The sequence below is a fragment of the Bifidobacterium choerinum genome (assembly GCF_000741135.1).
Lineage (GTDB): Bacteria > Actinomycetota > Actinomycetes > Actinomycetales > Bifidobacteriaceae > Bifidobacterium > Bifidobacterium choerinum.
This window is the reverse complement of record NZ_JGYU01000002.1, coordinates 386,875-406,079: the sequence shown is the minus strand read 5'-3', so window position 1 is coordinate 406,079 and position 19,205 is coordinate 386,875. Positions and strand designations below refer to the sequence as shown.

Sequence of the window (19,205 nt, the reverse complement as noted above, 5' to 3'; positions counted from 1 at the left end):
CCCAGGGGCGCCTGCGCCTTGCGCCGTTCATCATAGGAAGATTCGCCGCCGCCGGCGTCGTGCTTGCTCTCGGCTCATTCGCTCCGGCGAAACCGGGGCGTTATGTGCGCGATGTCCGAAGAACACGCGGTCGGTTATGCCGAGGGGAGGAACCGGGAATATCGATGCGTATCCCCGGTTCCTGCCCTCGGGTGATGGGCGGTGCGCCGCTCAGCGGTGGATCGCCGTGCCGCGGAACGTGAACTGTGCACGGGCGTCGCCGTCGTCGCGGCGACGCAGGAAGTCGCGTGCGGCCGCGATGCGCTCGCGCGAGCTCGCCGTCATCGGTTCGGGCAGCTCGTCGGGGTCGAACCAGCCGACCGACAGCGACTCGTCGTCGGCGACATGCGGTTCGCTGCGGCCGTCGGGGTCGATCTCGGCGACGAACAGATGGTCGAGATACTGCGTCCGGTCTCCGTTGGCGTAGGTGATGACGCGGTCGTCGGCCTTGACGGCGACGAGGTCGGTGACGATGACGTCGATGCCGGTCTCCTCCTTCGTCTCGCGCGCGACGGTGTCCGCGGGCTGCTCGCCGGGCTCGATGATGCCGGAGACGAGCGCCCACTTGCCGGTGTCCGCACGCTGCTCGAGCAGCAGCAGGCCGCTGTCGTCGACGATGTACGCGGAGACGCCCATCAGCCACAGCGGCGCGTGGCCGATGTGCTCGCGCAGCTCGAGGATGAACCCGGGCGTCGTCATCGAGCGTCCTTCGCGCCTTCGGCGGCCATCTGCGCCATCCACGCCTCGACGTCGTCGATCTGCTTCGGGATGCCGGCGGAGATCCATTCGGGGCCGTCCTCGGTCATCAGCACGTCATCTTCGATGCGGATGCCGATGCCGCGGTACTCCGGCGGGATCATCAGGTCGTCCTCGCGGAAGTAGAGTCCCGGCTCGATCGTGAACACCATGCCCGGCGTGATCTTCGCGCCCTGATACGACTCGTAGCGGGCCTGCGCGCAGTCGTGCACGTCGAGGCCGAGATGGTGGGCGACGCCGCAGGCGAGCCAACGGCGGTGCTGCTGGCCTTCGGGCGACAGGCTCTCCTCGACGTCCACCGGCAGGATGCCCCAGTCATGCAGCCGTTCGGCGATGACGCGCATGCAGGCGTGGTGGATGTCCGAATAGGTCGCACCCGGCTTCGCGGCCTCGAAGCCGGCCTGCTGCGAGTCGAGCACGGCCTGGTACAGCTTCTTCTGGAAATCGGTGAACTTGCCGTTCGTCGGGAACGTGCGCGTGATGTCGGCCGTGTACAGGGAGTCGACCTCGACGCCGGCGTCGATGAGCAGCAGCTCGCCGGCGTTGACGGTGCCGGTGTTGCGGATCCAGTGCAGGATCGGCGCATGCGCGCCGGAGGCGATGATCGTGTCGTAACCGACCTCGTTGCCCTCCTCGCGCGAGATCGCATTGAACGCGCCTTCGAGGATGCGTTCGGAACGCGGCTTGCCGAGCGCGCCCGGCAGCTTGCGCAGGATGTTGTCGAAGCCGTGCTTCGTCGCGTCGACGGCGCGGCGGATCTCGCGCACCTCGAAGTCGTCCTTCTCCATGCGCGCCTCGGAGGCGAACTCGTGCAGCTTGTCGTCGCGCACCGTGTTGTCGGCTTCGTCGGGGAAGCCGTGCTCGGCGCGCAGCCCGTTCACCGTCGCCGTGATCTGCGGGTCGGTCTCGCGGATCACGCGCAGCTGAACGGCGCCGGCCTCGTCGCCGACGTCCTTGCCGAGCATGTCGGCCAGCTGTGCGATGTCATGCGTCTCGATGCCGGTCATCGCCTCGAGTTCCTTCAATCCCGCGCGCGGGCCCACCCAGTACTCGCCGTAGTGCGGGTCCTTGAAGAAGTCCTGCGTGTAGTGGTCGGCGCGGGGCGCCACGAACAGCATCGGCGTGTGCGTGCCGTCGGCGTTCGGATCGAGCACGAGCACGGCGCCCGCCTCGTAGTCCTGGCCGAGACCGGTGTAGTACGAGAACGCCGAATCCGGGCGGAATGCGTAATCGCAGTCGTTGTTGCGCACCTTCGGCTGGCCGGCCGGGATCACGAGGCGTTCGCCGGGGAACGCCTCGCTCAGCGCCTGCAGACGCGCCGGGATGTACGCGGCGGATTCGAGACGTTCGATCTTCGGCTCGTTGTCGTCCCAGCCGCTGCTCATGAACTCGACGAACGCCTCGGAGCGCGGACGCAGCGAACGGTTGTTGACGCGGTCTCCCATCGGCTGGTCGTCGCCGGGTGCGGCGGCCTGCTCGCACGCCTCGTATGCCTTGTCCTGGTCGGTGATCACTTCGCTCATATCGGTCCTTTCTGCGAAGTTCGCGAATGTTGTCGTCCTCGCCCCACATCGTAGTCGTCCGAGGAAACCTGTTTCGTCGGACGGAGGAACGACGCGCGGCGCGGCCGGCCGGTCCGGCGCGGCGGACGTGCGTCGCGTATGGCAGCGGGAGCGTGCTGCCGCATAGGTCGATAGTTCGTCCGTGCGGGCGGGTTATGCGGGGCGCGTTCCGTTCGGCCGTGCGTCGTCGGCGATTCGATGGTCGATATTGAATGATGATGCGCGATGATGTGCGTATGAGTCGATTTCATGTGCGTATCTGTTCGTTGGTGTGGGAAGGCGGAAAGGATTCCGTGGGAGCGCCGCGCATATGTCGAAAGAAGCGGCGTCGGATGCGGTTATGCGGACGCGCGCATTGCCGCGAGGATGTCGGCGTGCGCGTCTCCGGGGAAACACCAGCCGGTCCGTGCGTGAAAACGGCCGCCTACAATGGAACCATGACCATCTATGACAGCTGCCCGGAACTGTGCGACGATCTGTACCGCATCCGGCTGATCGAACCCGACGACGCCGAGGACCTGCTCGCCGTGTACGGCGACAGGCTTGCGCTGCCGTTCCTCAACTCCGACAACTGCCACGGAGCGAACTTCTATTGCCGTGACGTGCGCGACGTCGAGGAGAGCATCAGGTACTGGCTCGCCGAATACCACGAGCATCGTGCATTTGTGCGCTTCGCCGTGGAATCATTGGAAACGGGGGCCGTGATCGGCACCTTGGAGATGTTCCGCCGCGAAGCCGACGACTACTATGACGACTGCGGCATCCTGCGCATCGACCTCGCGGTCGACTATGAGCGCGAGGACGTCATCGAAGACATCCTCGAACTCGTCTCCGCGCCGTTCATGACGCTGTTCGGCTGCGCGAGGATCGCGACGAAGGCGCCGCTGTACGCGGTCGAGCGCCGCGCCGCGCTCGCGGACGCCGGATACGTCGCGACACGCCGGCCGCTGATCGGCCACGACGGCACGCACTACTACGACTACTGGGTGATGGAGTGAGCCATGCCATTCGCCAATAATGGTGCCTTGTTTCGGTAGCGGAGATTCGTGCCTCCTCTGCACCCGGAGCCGACGGTATCCGTCGGTCCGTACTTGCTCCTGCGTGCAGATTGCATCTGATTTCCGGCATGGCGCAATGGCTGCCAATACGATTTCGTGCATACTGTCGTGCCGCGACGCGGGCGTTGCTCGTGATCTGCATTCCATGCGGACTGATGACGGCCGATGGAAACGCACGGTCATGCGGTGTGCCATGATGATTGGCATCTGCTGACTTTGGCCGTGCCTTGCATGTATTGTGCGGTAATCGACCAGACTCGGCGACGGCATCGTCGTCTGGTCGCGAATCCGTTCGCAGGCCGACCGTCGGGAGACATCCGGGGATGGATTCATGATTCCGCGCAATCTATAATCGATGCACAGCGTGGTGCTCGGGAGGGGGTCGACATGAACACAAGAAGGGGTATCCGCGGGTCCTTGGCGATGGTGGTCGCATGGGCATGCCTGCTCGTCGGGCGTGCGGTGTACAGAAAATCGAGCCGAGCCAGGTGGATCTGAGTCAGGTGGTGATGGCGGTCGGTCTCAATCCGCCCGCGCAGAAATTCACGACGAACGAGCGCGGCATGGTGGCGCTCGTGCGCAAGGACGGCACCGCGCAGTTCATCGACACGGCAACGACAACCCCGCAGAACATGGCGTGGAATGAATCCGGGCTGTTCTTCGACGATAAGCGCAGCGATTTCCATATTGCGAACACCCCCCGGGCGCGGGTATGTGAGCAGGCGCGAGCAGCCGGATGTTCCGGGATTGCAGATGGTCGCAATCGACGACCACACGGTGATGGCCATGTACCAAAGCGCGTATTCGCAAGCGCAGCAGAGCGGTACGGTGCAGACCCAGTGGTTCACGCCGCAGCCGCAACAACCGGTGACGAGCCCCGCCGAGACACCGGTCGCCGTGGCGCACCGTGCGAGTGGTGTGTATGCGGTGGGCGGCGCCGGCAACGACTACACACTGTATTCGGTGAGTGAATCGAAGGGGATGAGGAAACTGGTCACAAAATCTGTGGATTCCCGGTTCACGCCGGCGTTCGCTTCCGGCTTGGTCCCCTGTGCGGACGACGGGATCACGCTGTTCGGCGACATGGACGACGAAGCCAAAGGCAACGGCTACGGTTCGCAGACGCTCGCACTGCTCACACGGAATGTGAAAACGCAGGAGTTGACACAGAACACGGTGACTACGGCGAGCGGCGAGGCGCAGCGGTACGTCGGCGAGGAGAGCTTCGTGTACGGGGAGCAGCTGACGTGGCGATCGGAGGACACGCATGAGATGATCGCGATGAGCATGGGAGGCGATGTCGAGATCATCGATATGCGCACGGCCCGGATCACCGATTCCGCAGAGCCGCCGCAGACGTTCGACGTGACGTTCGACGTGGGGAAGGGGCAGTATGGCATCGTGGGCGCCGGTGATTTCGCATATATGGTCTTCATGCCGGAGGGAGGCTCGAACGACGATGCGAAGATCTATGTCCACCGCAAGTCCCATTGGGAACTCGTGCATACGATTGCCGCCCAAGGCGCGCTCAATGATCTGCTGGGTAATCGCAAGGAGCTCTACCCGACGGTGTTCGCGGCTAATCCGAACATGCAGTGGAATTGACGGGCAACGTGACATAGGTCGTCCATTCGCCCTCGTCGATATATGTCCGTACAGCGCCGTGCGGTGGGGCCAGCTTTACCGTCGTCCAATGGAATGAGCAGGCGATCCTATGGGTGGTTAGCGAAAATTGACTATTTGGGGGACAACGATGGGTTGAATGCGTAATTCATTGGTTCTGAAATGGAATTATTCCGTTCATAAGAACGGAATAAAACACAGATCTCGAAAGAGGCTGCCATACGTCATATGCGATATGCAAACAGAATTTGTGTCGGTGTGTTGGCGGTTCTGGTGGCGATGTCGTTCGCTGGATGCGCGCAGCGCTCGACGGATTCGCCGGCGTCGACGACTTCGGTTGGTGTGGATACGCAGGAGGGTTCCTTGATGAACTCAGTGCGTACCGAGTTCACGCCCAAGGCGCTCCGTGCATACGTCGAGTATGTATATGGTGACGAAGCTGGAAGATTCCTTGGTTCCGCCGTGGTGGAGGGTCGCAAGACCGTTCCCATTGCTGAAGTCGATGGTGCTCCAGCCACCGCGTACGCTATCACCTATTATTGCGATCCTGCGCACGACGTGCCGTTTGACATCGGTATGCAGCAGGGGAGGCGGTATCGGCAGATGGTGCATGTGGAAGGCTGTCCGAAGTTGGGGGATTCAGGAACGGTTTCAATGGCCGAGAGCCAGCTTTCTGGAGCCACTGGCGTCACGGTCGATGCAGGGCGTGGACGTGTGCTTGTAGTCGTCTACGAAATCAAAGATGATCAGGAGAACTGAAATGAAAACGCTGCAGAAAGTGACATGCGTCATCGTCGCCTCGATGCTGGTGCTATTCCCGGCGACGGCATTTGCCGATGAGGACGATGGTATTATGCCGATGGCCTGTCCGGAAGTCGGGCATCATCAAAACGTCACAAATCACACCACTTTTTTCATGACGGGCAGTGCGCCTAAACATTGGGTGGCTCCCGGGATAGTCTTTACAGGACAGGCTAGTGAATCCACCACTGTGGCGGCGAGCGTCAGCGGCGGCGTCGATGCTGAGTTCTTGGCCTTTTGCCAACGCCAATGTGCATGCTTCCCTTGATGGTAGTCATACCGTTTATGGAAGTGCAAGTTGGAGTTGGAAGAATAATTCCAATACGACGAAGTGGGTTCAGTTGGGTGTTAATGGACATGAGTTTGATTACTTGCGATACGATGTTGTCGCACTGTGTAATGTGGTCAATAGCGTGAAAAAACATGCTAAAATGCCTACTGATCAACCTTGTTGCAATCATAATTGAGGTATGTAGAACTGCGCGTGCTTGAACCCATGTTGCGGTTTGGTTTTACCGTTTGACAGGATATGCGGTCGGTTACTGAGGTGAATGGACTGCATATCCTATCATTTCTGATTATCTGTAATAATTCTTTTGATTTATGGTTTTCAATCTTCTATTGAGGTGGGTGTGCTGATGAAATCGATTCTTTCCATTTTATTATCCATTGTGCTTATTGTTGGTCCGGTCCCATATGCTGTCAGCGAGGCTCTACAGGTAGATATGGAACACATTGACGGCGTCATTGCGTATATCGTTCCCTGTCCGCCGTTTCTTGAATGGTTGTGTGGCAAAATACTAGCCGGGATGGCGATGGTCGTTATCCAGATGTTGTCCTCGTCTACCATGGCAACAGCGCCACCGAGTGATTCCACGCGATTTTGTAGCATCGTCAAGCCATGGTTCGAGCACTGAGGCTCGTCGTGTTCTTCGATGCGCATATCGTTGATGGTGACGATTCTCACCGCGATGGCGGTCGTAAAGGTGATCTGCACCATGTATGAGTCACTTCCATGCTTCATTATGTTGTTACACAGTTCAGTGCGCATTGAATTGACGACGTTTGCCAATTGAGATTCGGGATTGCTGGTGCAAATAATGGATCCTTTGAAATGAGCAGTTTCGAGTCTATGCTGCTGTTTGATAATGTTTTGGCATAGTTGTGTATATCCATTGGTTGGATTATGCGAATCATCGCGTAAGGCGGCGGCTGTGTTTGCCGATAACGGCGTGATCACATGGTTTCGCAGTGTYGCGCGAAATCGTCGAGGCGCTGCTCGGCGGCCTCAACCTCGACTCGAAGATCGGCACGCTCTCCGGCGGCCAGCGCCGCCGCGCCGACCTCGCACGGCTGCTGCTCAAGGACTGGGACATCCTCGCGCTCGACGAGCCGACGAACCACCTCGACGTCGTGACGATCCACTGGCTCGCCGAACATCTCAAGAACCGCTGGCCGAAAGGCACCGGCGCGCTGCTGCTCGTCACGCACGACCGCTGGTTCCTCGACGAGGTCTGCGAATCGATGTGGGAGGTGCACGACGGCGAGATCGAACCCTTCGAAGGCGGCTACAGCGCCTACATGCTGCAGCGCGTCGAACGCGACCGCCAGGCCGACGTGCGCGAGACGAAGCGACGCAACCTCGCGCGCAAGGAGCTCGCATGGCTGTTGCGCGGCGCACGCGCACGCTCGACGAAGCAGAAGTTCCATGTGAAGGCCGCGCGCGAACTCATCGCCGACGTGCCGCCGATGCGTAACACGCTCGAGCTCAAGCAGATGGCGACGTCGCGGCTCGGCAAACAGGTCGTCGACCTCGTCGACGTCACGCAGATCTTCGACCGCGAACAGGGCTCGTATGCGGACATCGACCCGGACGCGGCCGCGCTCGCGGCGAACGCGAAGTCGGCGTCTACGGTCGACATCGTCGAGCCGATGGTGTCCGAGCCGCAGGCCTTCGGTGAAGTGACGATCGCCGTCGACGACGCCGACGATCCGCGGCTGAAATCGGCGTTCGGCTCGCGCGCAGAAGAGGTCGCCGCCGCGCATGGGCTCACGCACCGCGAGCCGGCCGGCGAGATCAACGCGCTGCGCGGCACGCGCGGCGAGGAGGATGGCGAGACGGCGTCGGACGAGACGTCGGCGGCCGTCGAACTGACGGTGCGCGGCCGCGAAATCCTCGACGACGTGACATGGCTGATCGGGCCGGGTGACCGTTTCGGCATCGTCGGCGCGAACGGCGCCGGCAAATCGACGCTGCTCAAGATCCTCGACGGCACGCTGACGCCGACGGCCGGGCATGTGAACATCGGCAAGACGGTGAAGTTCGCGGTGCTCTCGCAACGGCTCGACGAGCTCGAGAAGCTCGGCAAATACAAGGTCAAGGAAGTGCTCAGCCGCTACAAGCCGAGCTACATCGTCGACGGCAAGGAGGTCACGCCGGGGCAGCTGATGGAGCGGCTCGGATTCGAGGCGGCGCAGCTGATGACGCCGATCCGCGACCTGTCCGGCGGCCAGAAGCGCCGCATGCAGTTGCTGCTGATCCTGCTCGACGAGCCGAACGTGCTCATCATGGATGAGCCGGGCAACGATCTGGACACCGACATGCTCGCCGTCATGGAGGACCTGCTCGACACCTGGCCGGGCACGCTGGTCGTCGTCAGCCACGACCGCTATCTGCTCGAACGCGTCACCGACGAGCAGTTCGCATTGATCGGCGGCAAGATCCGGCATCTGCCCGGCGGCGTGCAGGATTATCTGGACATCGTCGACGCGCTGCGCCGCGGCGAGGATCCGCTCGGCATGAACAAGGCCGGAGGCGCGGCCGATTCGGCCGTCGACGCGGACACCGTCAAGGCCGAGGAAGCGGCGGCCGGTCTGGCTGACGGCTCGCCTGCCGAGGCGGCCGTGCCGAAGCTCAGCGGCAAGGCATATGCGGACGCATCGCGGCGCGTCTCGGCGATCGAACGCAAGCTCGAGAAGCTCGCGACGCAGAAGGACGAACTCGAGGAGCGGATGGCAGCGCACGATCCGAGCGACTACGCCGGCCTCAACGAACTCAACCGGCAGCTGCAGGTATTGACGGCCGAATCGGACGGCCTCGAGGCCGAATGGCTCGACCTGTCCGAGCAGATGGGCCAGTGACGGCGGTCCGTTGAGCACATGTTGAGCGTCTTCGAGCGTCTCGGGCGTCCCATCGAGCGCGTCCGGGCGTCCCAAGATGCCGCACGAACGCTCTTTCGGGCGCCGTCCGAGGGTATCTCGGCTTAGGAGGAGCATTTTCTCCGGCGGCACCGGGTATACCTGCCGGCGGCCGGCCCTGTTCGGTCGGTATACCTGCCCATAACGAAGAAAATGCTCCTTCCCAGCCGAGATACCTTCGCCGCAGGCTGTCTGACGCCCGCCCATGCCCGTTCGCACCCGTCTGATGCCCGTCCATATCCGCATGCCGCTTGTCTACAAAACGCAATACGCTCGAACCATGACCGAGCATTCCCACGAAGCAAGCAATGCCAACACTTCCGGCGTCTCCACGGACAAGCAGTTCGCCGAGACGCTGATGGCCGGCGACGGCGGCGTCGCGAACGCGGCCGTCGACCTGAAACTCTATGACACGGCGACGCATGCGATCAGCCGTTTCGAGCCGATCAAGCCTGGCAACGTGGGCATCTACGTGTGCGGCGCAACGGTGCAGAGCTCGCCGCATATCGGCCACATCCGCGCCGGCGTCGCCTTCGACATCATCCGCCGCTGGTTCCTCAAGCTCGGCTACCATGTCACGTTCATCCGCAACGTCACCGACATCGACGACAAGATTCTCGACAAGGCGGCCGCGGCCGGCCAGCGCTGGTGGGCACGCGCCTACCACTACGAGCAGGAGTTCACCGACGCGTACGACAGGCTCGGCGTGCTGCCGCCGACCTACGAACCGCGAGCGACCGGCCACATCATGGACATGATCCATCTGATCGAGCGCATCATCGACAACGGCCACGCCTACGTCATCCGCGACGAGCACGGCGAACTGACCGGCGACGTCTACTTCGACGTCACGTCATGGCCGCACTACGGCGAGCTGACGCATCAGAAGCAGACGACCGAGGTCGACGAGGCGGCCGCCGTCGCCGACCGCATGGGACCGTCGGTCGACATGACCGGCGAGGACAAGTACAACCCGACCGACCCGGCCGACCTGTCCGAAGACAAGCGCGACCCGCGCGACTTCGCGCTGTGGAAGCGCCCGAAGCCAACCGATCCGGCCGACGCGCGCTGGAAGACGCCGTTCGGCACCGGCCGCCCCGGCTGGCACATCGAATGCTCGGCGATGAGCTACCGCTACCTTGACGGCATGTTCGACATCCACGGCGGCGGCCTCGACCTGCGTTTCCCGCACCACGAGAACGAGATGGCGCAGACGCGCGCGGCCGGCTACCGCACGGCCAACCGCTGGATGCATTCGGCGTGGGTGACGGCGAAGGGCGAGAAGATGAGCAAGTCGCTCGGCAACGGCCTCGCGGTGCCGGTCGTGCTCGCCAAGCACTCCGCATGGGTCGTGCGTTACGCGCTCGGCGCAGTGCAGTACCGTTCGATGCTCGAATGGTCCGACCAGACGCTCGCCGAGGCGCAGGCCGCCTACGACCGCGTCATGAACTACATCGAACATGCCGGCGACGCGCTCGGCGAACAGCCGTCGCGTGACGAGATCACCGCCGTGACCGCCGACGAGCTGCCGGTGGACTTCGTCGCCGCGATGAACGACGACATCAATGTTTCACGTGCAACCGCCGCCATCTTCACGCAGCTGCGCGCCGGCAACACGTTGATCGCCGACCTCGACGACGACGCGGACGGCCGTAAGCACGCCGCGCTGCGCACGGCACTCGTCAACGTCCGCGCGATGCTCGACACGCTCGGCCTCGACCCGCTCGCCGAACCGTGGATCGACGGCGGCGATGCGAAAGGCGGCGAAGACAAGGCTCGCGCGACGCTCGGCGCACTGATCGACGCGCAGCTCGAGGCGCGCGCCGCCGCCCGCAAGGCGAAGGACTTCGCGACGGCCGACAAGATCCGCGACGGCCTCGCCAAGCTCGGCATCATGATCGAGGACGGACCGGCCGGCTCCTCGTGGACGCTCAACTGATGATCGCGCGGCCATCGCATCGCCGCACGCGCCCCGTCGTCCTCTGACACCGTTCGCCCATCCCCGGCGGATCTCGTCCGCCCTTGCGCGCAGACGACCATTCCCGACACCCCAAACGGTCGTCTGTGCGCAAGCCCACCTGCAGACGGCCTTACTCGAAGACGAAGTCGACGTTGACGATGTGCAGTTTCGGCTCGAGCGCCTGCTCGATCGTCTGCCGCGCGCCGACGAGTTCCTCCATCCGCACACTGCCCTGCGTGCTGCCGATGAAGATGTCGACGTCGAAGTTCATGCCGGTCTTGAACACGTGGAGCTTCTCCATGACAATCTGCTCCGGCAGATGCGCCTCGACCTCGCGCGTGACGAACGCGGAGATCTCCTCGTCGTCGTGCGTGCCGCCGACGAGTTCGACGAAGGCGTCGCGCAGCACGACGACCGGCTCCTTGATCGTCAATGCGACGATGATCGTCGTGATGAAGAAGTCGCCGGTGTAGTGCAGGAAGTCGAACGGCGTCCCGTCCGGAAGGAAGTACAGCAGCACGGCGACGACGCCGATGCCGAGCGAGATCATGCCGTCGATCCATGTGCCGTTCGCCTCCGCCTTGAGCATCAGGCTCGCGTTGCCGATCGAGCGGTTGCGCGCACGGTAGTACCACACGAGCACGAGGCATACGCTGACGGCGGCGATCTGGTAGATGATGACCGGCCCGAAGCTCAGCCGCTCGCCCTCGCCGTATGCGAAGTAGTCGATCGCGACGCGAAGCACGTCGAGGAACGAGAACAGCAGCAGGCAGATCGTGAAGATCGACTTGCAGATCGCGTAGATCGGCTCGAGCGCGAACATGCCGTTCGGGAACCGTTCGCTCACGCGAACCGTCTTCTTCGACAGATACGCCGCGACGCCGCCCGAGATGACCGAGATGACGGTGAACGACGCGTCGAGGAACATCGATTTGAGTCCGGTGACGAAAAACACGAAGAATCCGGCGACGACCATGACGATGTTGACGATGATGCCGACCTTCAACGCCTGCTGTTCGATTCTCTTCTGATGCATGCCGCCTCCTTGTGTACCTGTGTGCGCTTGTGTGCCTGTGCGCCCGTGCGCTTCCCACGCGCCATCCATCCGCCCGATGTTGTCCGTACGACCGCGTCCGTGCCCGCATGACGCCGCGCCGGCGTCGCGTGCGGATCCTCCCGCCATCGGTGCGCCTCATCCGCGCACTGCTCCGTGCGCTCCGTCGGCGCACTCCCACCAGTGTAGTGAACGCGCGCATCGTCGTGGAGTTCCGGTGCGCAAGCTGCACGATTTCCCCTCAACACGCTAGAATCGTACCCACTATGGCAGCATTCAGTTCTCTTACAGACAGGCTCTCGAACGCGTTCAAGCATCTCAAGAGCAAAGGCAAGCTTTCCGAAGCGGACATCGACGGCACGATCCGCGAGATCCGCCGCGCGCTGCTCGACGCGGACGTCTCGCTCGACGTCGTGCGTTCGTTCACGGCGCGTGTGCGCGAACGCGCGCTCGGCGCCGAGGTCTCCGAGGCGCTCAACCCGGCGCAGCAGGTCGTCAAGATCGTCAACGGCGAGCTCACCGACATCCTCGGTCAGGGCGTCGATCGTCCGCTGAATTTTGCGAAGACGCCGCCGACGATCATCATGCTCGCGGGCCTGCAGGGCGCCGGCAAGACGACGCTCGCCGGCAAGCTCGGCTACTGGCTCAAGGAGTCGGGCCACACGCCGCTGCTCGTCGCGGCCGATCTGCAGCGTCCGAACGCGGTGACGCAGCTTGAGGTCGTCGGCGAGCGCGCCGGCGTGCCGGTGTACGCACCCGAGAAGGGCGTGCAGTCCGCGGGCGGCGAAGCGGTTTCCGCCCCCGGCGAGACGCATGGCGATCCGGTCAAGGTCGCGCGTGATTCGATCGAATACGCGCGCCAGAAGCTCTACGACACCGTCATCATCGATACGGCGGGTCGTCTCGGCGTCGACGAGACGCTGATGAAGCAGGCGCGCGACATCCGCGATGCCGTGCAGCCGAACGAGATTCTTTTCGTCATCGACGCGATGATCGGCCAGGACGCGGTGCGCACCGCGCAGGCCTTCGACGAGGGCGTCGACTTCACCGGCGTCGTGCTCTCGAAGCTCGACGGCGACGCGCGTGGCGGCGCCGCGCTGTCGGTCGCGTCGGTGACCGGCAAGCCGATCCTGTTCGCGTCGAACGGCGAGGGCCTCAAGGACTTCGAGGTCTTCCATCCTGATCGTATGGCGTCGCGCATCCTCGACATGGGCGACATCCTGACGCTCATCGAGCAGGCGCAGCGCGAATTCGACGAGGAGCAGACGCGCAAGGCCGCCGAGAAGATGGCCGAAGGTGATTTCGGCCTCGATGACTTCCTCGCGCAGCTGCAGCAGGTGCGTAAGCTCGGCTCGATGAAGTCGCTGCTCGGCATGATTCCGGGCATGGCGCAGCATCGCAAGGAGCTTGAGCAGTTCGACGAGCGCGAGATCGACCGCACCGAGGCGATCATCCGTTCGATGACGCCCGAGGAGCGCCGCAACCCGAAGATCATCGACGGGTCGCGTCGTGCGCGCATCGCCTACGGCTCGGGCGTGACCGTCTCCGCCGTCAACGCGCTGCTGCAGCGCTTCGAACAGGCGTCGAAGATGATGAAGCGCATGAGCAACAAAGCCGGTTTCGGCGCGATGGGCGGCTTCGGCGGCGGCTCGAGCCGCAAGAACGCCAAGAAGGGCAAGAAAGGCAAGAAGGGCGGGTCGAAGTCCGGCAACCCGATGAAGCGCGAGGCCGAGGAGCAGGCGCTGCGCGCACGTCTGTCCGGCAAGCCGAGCGCCTCCGGTTCCGCCTTCGTCAAGAAGCCGAAGACGCCGCAGCTGCCCGACGAGCTGCAGGGGATGCTCGGCGGCGCCGACCTTCCGCCGAATCTCGGCGGCGGCCTCGGCGGCCTGCTCGGCGGCAACTGATCCGTCCGTTCCCGATGCGAGGGCGACTGCCGACAGCAGTCGCCCTCTGTTTGATTGACCGTTTGATTTGACCGTGCGCCGAACTCAGCGCGCTCTACAGAAAGGTTTCCCGATGCTCGTCGCGATGTGGATCGTGCTGATCGTGCTGGTCGCGTGGCTTGCGCTCACCGAGCTGCCCGCCGGCTGGGATGGCCACCGGCCGCTGCCCTATCTGATCGCGCTGACGCCGTTCCTGTGGATCCCCTTCACCGCGCTCGCGATCGTCGGCGTCTGCCTGCATGACTGGCCGTTCACGATCTGTGCCGCCGTCATGCTCATCGCGTCGCTGATGCGGCAGTCCGCCTATTGGCTCAACGACATCAAGGCGCCGAACACGGCGGCCGCGCTCGCGCGCCGTCTTGCCGCCCGCAAGGCGCGCGCGGCCGGCAAGACGGACGCTGCCTCCCGCCCGCGCAAATCGCATCCCGACCGCGGCCAGTTCCGCGTGCTGACGCTCAACTGCCGTTACGGCCGCGCCGACGCCGAGCAGATCATCGCCCTCGTGCGCGACGAGGACGTCGCCGTCCTCGCGCTGCAGGAGCTCAGTGGGGACCTCGTCGCGCGTCTCAAGGCCGCCGGGCTCGACGCGCTGCTGCCCTACCATGAGCTCGGCGAGGCGCTGCCGACCGACAACGGCGGCTTCAACGGCGTCTGGATGCGCGTCGAACCGTCGGCGAGCACACCGACCGGCGTGCCGATTCCGGCCGCCGACGTGCCGACGATGACGATCCCGTTCTCGTCGACGCGCGACATCACCTTCGCAGCCGCCCATCCGAAGTCGCCGATGCGCGGCTGCCGCGACTGGTCGGCGGGCATCATCGGCCTGCGCGCACTGATCCGCCATCCGAAGGACGAGCCGCGCGAGAAATACCCGACGCTCGCGGCGATCGACGCGGCGAACCGCGCAGCCGCGACCGCCGCAACCAAGGACGACTCCCATGACGATTCGTTCACGCAGGCCGGAATCTCCGCGCGCTCCGCGACGGCCGACCGCGCCGCGCGCCACGGCCACGCCGGCCACGCCGGCCACGCCGGCCACGCGGGCCACGCGGGCGACGCGGTCGACACAGCCAACGCAGCAGACACAGCCGCCGCGGCCGCCGCGCAGACGCCCGAACATGAGACGATCAACGTCGTCATGGGCGACTTCAACGCGAGCATCGCCCATCCGAGCTTCCGCAAGTTGCTCGCCGCCGGCTTCCACGACGCGGCGCTCACCGACGCGCGCGGCCTGCACCCGACCTATCCACGCTGGCTCAAGTGGCCGCGCATCGTGCTCGACCATGTGCTGTTCACCGACTATCTGACCGCCTCCGACGTACGCGCGATCGAGGTGCATGGCACCGACCATCTCGCGCTCGCCGCGACGTTGACGATCATCGACCATCCGACGCCGCTCAACGCCGGCGCCGGCGAGACGTGGCCGGATTCGCTGCCGCCGCTCGCCCGCGAGCGCGCCCGCGACCATATCCGCGCCGCGCAGCAGGACGGATCGGACGCCGACTGACGTCGCTCAAGCCGTCTGCGGCCGCAACGTGACGACGAAGCGGAAGCGCGCGTCGTCGAGCCGGTACTGCGGCAGCAGCTCGGGTCCGCAGCTGTTCGAGCCGATGCCCGACTGCATGTAGTCGACGCAGACGACGGTCATGTCGGCGCGGTCGAGTTCGAAGTCGTGCCGCGCGCATGTCATCTCCTCGGCCGTGTATTCGAGCGTCTGGAAGTCGAAGGCGCGCGCGTCGTCGGCGCCGTCGCCGCGCAGCACGACCAATGCGACGCCGTCGCCGCCGACGCTCGCCCAGTCGCAGTCATGGTGGTTGCCGTTCTCCTGCGGCCTGATCTCGTGTTCGGCCAACGTCGTCGGCGTCCCCTCGAAGATGCCGTGCCAACATGAGCGATGCTTGTCGACGTAGCTTTCGTTCGGCCCGTAGCCGCAGTAGACGACGTTCCTCATCGTCCTGGGCAGCATCATGCGGATGCCGAAGCGCGGCAGGAACGGGAACGCCGTGTCGCGCGCGACGTCCATCGCCAACGCGACCGAGCCGTCGGCGTGCACGGTCCAGACGGCGTCGACGTGCGCGATCGGCTGCACGCTCGGCGCGACGACGCCCATCGAGACGCGCAGTTCGACGGCGTTCGGCGCGAGGCACGCGTCGTCGGGGTCGACCTCGTTCGCGATCGCGCGGCCTTCCTCGGGCTGTGCGATGCCGCTCGACGCGACGGTGCGCACGGCGACGTCGTAGGCGCGTGCGCTCGCATGGTCGTACTGCGCGCGCTCCCAGTCGCGGCGGATGTACTGGTCGTTGTCGGTCGGCGCACGCCAGACGTAGATCTGCATCGGCCGCATGAGCAGCGCGCGGTTGCGGTAGCTCATCCGCGCGAACAGACCGGTGCGGGCATCGAGTTCGTAACGCCAGTCGGCGCCTTCGAGCACGATCGACGTGCCGGCGCGGCGCAGCTGGATCGTCGCGCCACGCTCGTCGCCGGCATGCATCTCCTCATGTTGGCGCACGACCCACTGGTTGCGGCCGTCGGCGCCGGCCACGGTGACGGCGACCTCGTCGAAGCCGAGTTCGAACAGCGGCGCCATCCCCCACATCGGCTCCTTCGTCAGATACCGCAGCACGATCGTGACGCTGCCGTCGACGTCGCGCAGATCGGGCATGCCGGGCAGGTCCACGACGCCCTCGTCGCCGGGCGCGATCGCCATCGCGGCGGCGCTCGCCTCGTCGTCGCACAGCGCGTAGCCCTGCATGACGCCGTCGACGTACAGCTCCCACATGAGCTGCACCCGGTCGGACAACGTCGTGAAGTCGAGATGGTTGTGCAGCGTCACCTGCACGTCGGCGCCGTCGACGGCGCATGTGACGACGCGCGCCGGGCGGAACACGTTCTTGAATTCATCGAGGCCGGAGTGCGGCGTGCGGTCGGGCGAGACCATGCCGTCGACGCAGAAGTTGCCGTCGTTGATGCGCTCGCCGAAGTCGCCGCCGTACAGGTATTCGCGGCGTCCCTGCGGCGTGCGGCCGGCGTCGACGGCGTGGTCGCACCACTCCCAGACGTAGCCGCCGGCGAGTCCCGGATGCCGTTCGATCGCCTGGAAGTAGTCCTCGAGGTCGCCCGGGCCGTTGCCCATCGCATGGCAGAACTCGCACATCAGATACGGTTTGACGGTGCCGCCGGGGCTGCTGCCGTCCTCGCCGTTCGCGCCGTCGCCGTGCGGTCCGTCGGCGGCGAAGTAGGCGTCGATCTCGGCGATCGACGGATACATGCGGCTGTGCACGTCGACCGCGTCGTAGTCGTGGGCGTCGTGGCCGCCGTGTTCGACATAGCGCGCGCTTTCGTAATGCGTCAGCCGCGACGTGTCGTACTGTTTGATCCATGCGACGGCGCGTTCGAAGCCGCGGCCGTACGCCGATTCGTTGCCGAGTGACCAGAACAGCACGCAGCCATGGTTCTTGTCGCGTTCGACGCAGCGGCGCACGCGGTCGAGGATGGCCGGCGCGAAGTCCTCGCTGTCGGCGATGTGCGTGTTCCATCCTTCGAGCGCGGCCGTGTCGTCGACGCCGCCGTCGTGCTCGTACTGCAGCATGTAGGCGCCGTGCGCCTCGATGTCGGCCTCGTCGACGACGAGGAAACCGAGTTCGGCGTACAGGTCGTAGCAGTACGGCGCGCTCGGGTAGTGGCTCGTGCGCACGCCGTTGACGTTGTGCTGCTTCATCAGCAGCAGATCCTCCCGGAAGCGCTGCGGCGTGACGGCGGCGCCGGTGACCGGGTCGGCGTCGTGGCGGTTCATGCCGTGGATCGTAATCGGACGGCGGTTGAGTTCGATCCGCTCGTGCACGCCGTCGTCGCCGAGCGCGGCGCGCACCTCGCACACGCTCAGCAGCGACGTGATCGTCTCGTCGTCGGTGACGATGACGAGACGGTAGCAGTAGGGTTCCTCGGGATTCCACAGCTGCGCGTCGGGAATCGTCAGCGTCGCGCGGGCGCGGACATCGAACACCGTGTCGTCGACGTTGACGTCGTCGCTGTCGGCGATGGCCTGCGCGCGGACGGTGTCGACGGCTTCGCCGTCGGCGGCGAGGATCGCGACGTCGACATGCTCGGGCAGCCCGGCGGCGCCGGCGTCGAAGTCGACGGTCACCGTCGTGCGCCGGCCGTCGTCGAAGTCGATCGCCGTGTGCACGAAGTAGTCGCGGATCATCCGCGTCGGCCGCTTGAGCAGGTAGACGTCGCGGAAGATGCCGCTCATGCGCAGCTTGTCCTGGTCCTCGAGGTAGCTGCCGTCGCACCATTTGAGCACGAGCACGGCGAGCGTGTTCTCGCCGTCCTCGATCAGGTCGGTCACGTCGAATTCGCTCGTCGCGTGCGAAACCTGCGAATAGCCGACGAAGACGCCGTTGAGCCACAGATAGAAGCAGCTGTCGACGCCCTCGAAGTTGAGGTACGCGCGCGGCGCCGCCTCGTCGCGCGCGTAGTCGAAGGTCGTGCGGTAGACGGCGCAGGGGTCGTCCTGCGGCACGAAGGGCGGGTCGAAGGGGAACGGATAGCGGATGTTCGTGTACTGGTTGTGGTCGAAGCCGTGCATCTGCCAGACCGACGGCACCGGGATCTGCGTGTAGTCGTCGCCGGGGTTGAAGGCGACGTCGGTGAAGATCGGGTCGTAGGCGGCGGCCGCGGCGGCGACCTCGGCGTCGAGGTCGTGGATGCTCGCGTAGTAGCGGAATGCCCAGTCGCCGTCGAGCAGCTGGAACCGATCGGAATGCACGCGCCGGTCGAAGCTCGTGTCAACCGCCTCGCTCGCCGGGATGAAATACGCGCGGTTCGGCTCGCAACCCACATGCAACGTGGACAGGTCCTCGTAGTAGCGCGGAATGAACATCGCAGGCCTCCTTGTGATCGATCCTCGTTGACGGCGGTTGACGGCGGTGGAGTGGCGGCGTGGGGCGCGTCGGCATCGGCCGCGCATACGGCGGCGCGGCGGTTCCATCTCACACTATAATCCGCCCACGTTGCCGGGCCTTGCGGCGCCGTTACGCCGTCGGCGGCCGCGGACGGCGGCGATGACCACGGGTTGATGTATCCTGACTTGGTTATTTGGCGATGCGGGACCCTCTCATCACCCGTAGGCGCCAAGGAACGCGCGTGCCGGTCGAGCCGTGCCCCACACGGCGAAGCGCGGCGCGCAACCCTAGTTACAAGGAGAGCCGT

The 19,205-nt window shown here is 64.7% G+C and carries 12 protein-coding genes and 2 pseudogenes; 9 read left to right on the top strand and 5 right to left on the bottom strand.

Annotated elements, in window-relative coordinates:
- Positions 1–210: 210 nt before the first annotated feature.
- The gene (locus BCHO_RS02655) at positions 211–738 is read right to left on the bottom strand and encodes an NUDIX hydrolase (protein WP_024540608.1); all 528 of its coding nucleotides are present in this window, start codon (positions 736–738) and stop codon (positions 211–213) included.
- Positions 735–2,318, bottom strand: coding sequence for an aminopeptidase P family protein (locus tag BCHO_RS02650; RefSeq protein ID WP_024540607.1), 1,584 nt, complete (start codon positions 2,316–2,318; stop codon positions 735–737). Before BCHO_RS02650 ends, BCHO_RS02655 begins: the two co-directional genes overlap by 4 nt.
- Before the next feature lie 476 nt (positions 2,319–2,794).
- Here BCHO_RS02650 and BCHO_RS02645 point away from each other — a divergent pair, with 476 nt between their 5' ends.
- The 4 genes from BCHO_RS02645 (at position 2,795) to BCHO_RS02630 (ending at position 6,107) form a co-directional block, all read left to right on the top strand.
- Complete coding sequence (locus BCHO_RS02645) at positions 2,795–3,355, top strand: GNAT family N-acetyltransferase (RefSeq protein WP_024540606.1); 561 nt, start codon at positions 2,795–2,797, stop codon at positions 3,353–3,355.
- A 702-nt stretch (positions 3,356–4,057) separates the two neighbouring features.
- The gene (locus tag BCHO_RS02640; protein WP_034247812.1) at positions 4,058–5,020 is read left to right on the top strand and encodes a hypothetical protein; all 963 of its coding nucleotides are present in this window, start codon (positions 4,058–4,060) and stop codon (positions 5,018–5,020) included.
- Between the two features lie 246 nt (positions 5,021–5,266).
- Positions 5,267–5,797, top strand: a complete 531-nt coding sequence (locus BCHO_RS02635; RefSeq protein ID WP_152595887.1) for a hypothetical protein — start codon at positions 5,267–5,269, stop codon at positions 5,795–5,797.
- 1 nt (position 5,798) lies between these two features.
- On the top strand, positions 5,799–6,107 hold the full coding sequence (locus BCHO_RS02630) for a hypothetical protein (RefSeq protein ID WP_024540603.1): 309 nt from the start codon (positions 5,799–5,801) through the stop codon (positions 6,105–6,107).
- Between the two features lie 342 nt (positions 6,108–6,449).
- On the opposite strand, the gene BCHO_RS02625 is transcribed toward BCHO_RS02630, so the two are convergent.
- Positions 6,450–6,839 carry a hypothetical protein gene (locus BCHO_RS02625; protein WP_024540602.1) on the bottom strand — a complete coding sequence of 130 codons (390 nt, stop codon included), beginning with the start codon at positions 6,837–6,839 and terminating at the stop codon, positions 6,450–6,452.
- 257 nt (positions 6,840–7,096) lie between these two features.
- On the opposite strand from BCHO_RS02625, the pseudogene BCHO_RS09670 reads away from it, so the two are divergent.
- The 3 genes and pseudogenes from BCHO_RS09670 to cysS all read left to right on the top strand — a co-directional run.
- Positions 7,097–8,612: pseudogene (locus BCHO_RS09670) on the top strand (ABC-F family ATP-binding cassette domain-containing protein); the annotation flags it as partial.
- A gap of 137 nt (positions 8,613–8,749) precedes the next feature.
- Positions 8,750–8,980: pseudogene (locus BCHO_RS09720) on the top strand (ABC transporter C-terminal domain-containing protein); the annotation flags it as partial.
- Between the two features lie 415 nt (positions 8,981–9,395).
- Complete coding sequence (gene cysS, locus BCHO_RS02615; protein WP_418215011.1) at positions 9,396–10,976, top strand: cysteine--tRNA ligase; 1,581 nt, start codon at positions 9,396–9,398, stop codon at positions 10,974–10,976.
- A 151-nt stretch (positions 10,977–11,127) separates the two neighbouring features.
- On the opposite strand, the gene BCHO_RS02610 is transcribed toward cysS, so the two are convergent.
- The gene (locus BCHO_RS02610; RefSeq protein WP_024541607.1) at positions 11,128–12,033 is read right to left on the bottom strand and encodes a cation transporter; all 906 of its coding nucleotides are present in this window, start codon (positions 12,031–12,033) and stop codon (positions 11,128–11,130) included.
- Positions 12,034–12,317: 284 nt separating this feature from the next.
- Here BCHO_RS02610 and ffh point away from each other — a divergent pair, with 284 nt between their 5' ends.
- Together ffh and BCHO_RS08715 are read left to right on the top strand one after the other, a co-directional pair.
- A complete protein-coding gene (gene ffh / locus BCHO_RS02605) occupies positions 12,318–13,955 on the top strand; it encodes a signal recognition particle protein (protein ID WP_024541608.1) in 1,638 nt (545 codons plus the stop codon).
- A gap of 112 nt (positions 13,956–14,067) precedes the next feature.
- A complete protein-coding gene (locus tag BCHO_RS08715; protein ID WP_024541609.1) occupies positions 14,068–15,501 on the top strand; it encodes an endonuclease/exonuclease/phosphatase family protein in 1,434 nt (477 codons plus the stop codon).
- Between the two features lie 6 nt (positions 15,502–15,507).
- On the opposite strand, the gene BCHO_RS02595 is transcribed toward BCHO_RS08715, so the two are convergent.
- Positions 15,508–18,876, bottom strand: coding sequence for a glycoside hydrolase family 2 TIM barrel-domain containing protein (locus tag BCHO_RS02595; protein WP_024541610.1), 3,369 nt, complete (start codon positions 18,874–18,876; stop codon positions 15,508–15,510).
- Positions 18,877–19,205: the final 329 nt, after the last annotated feature.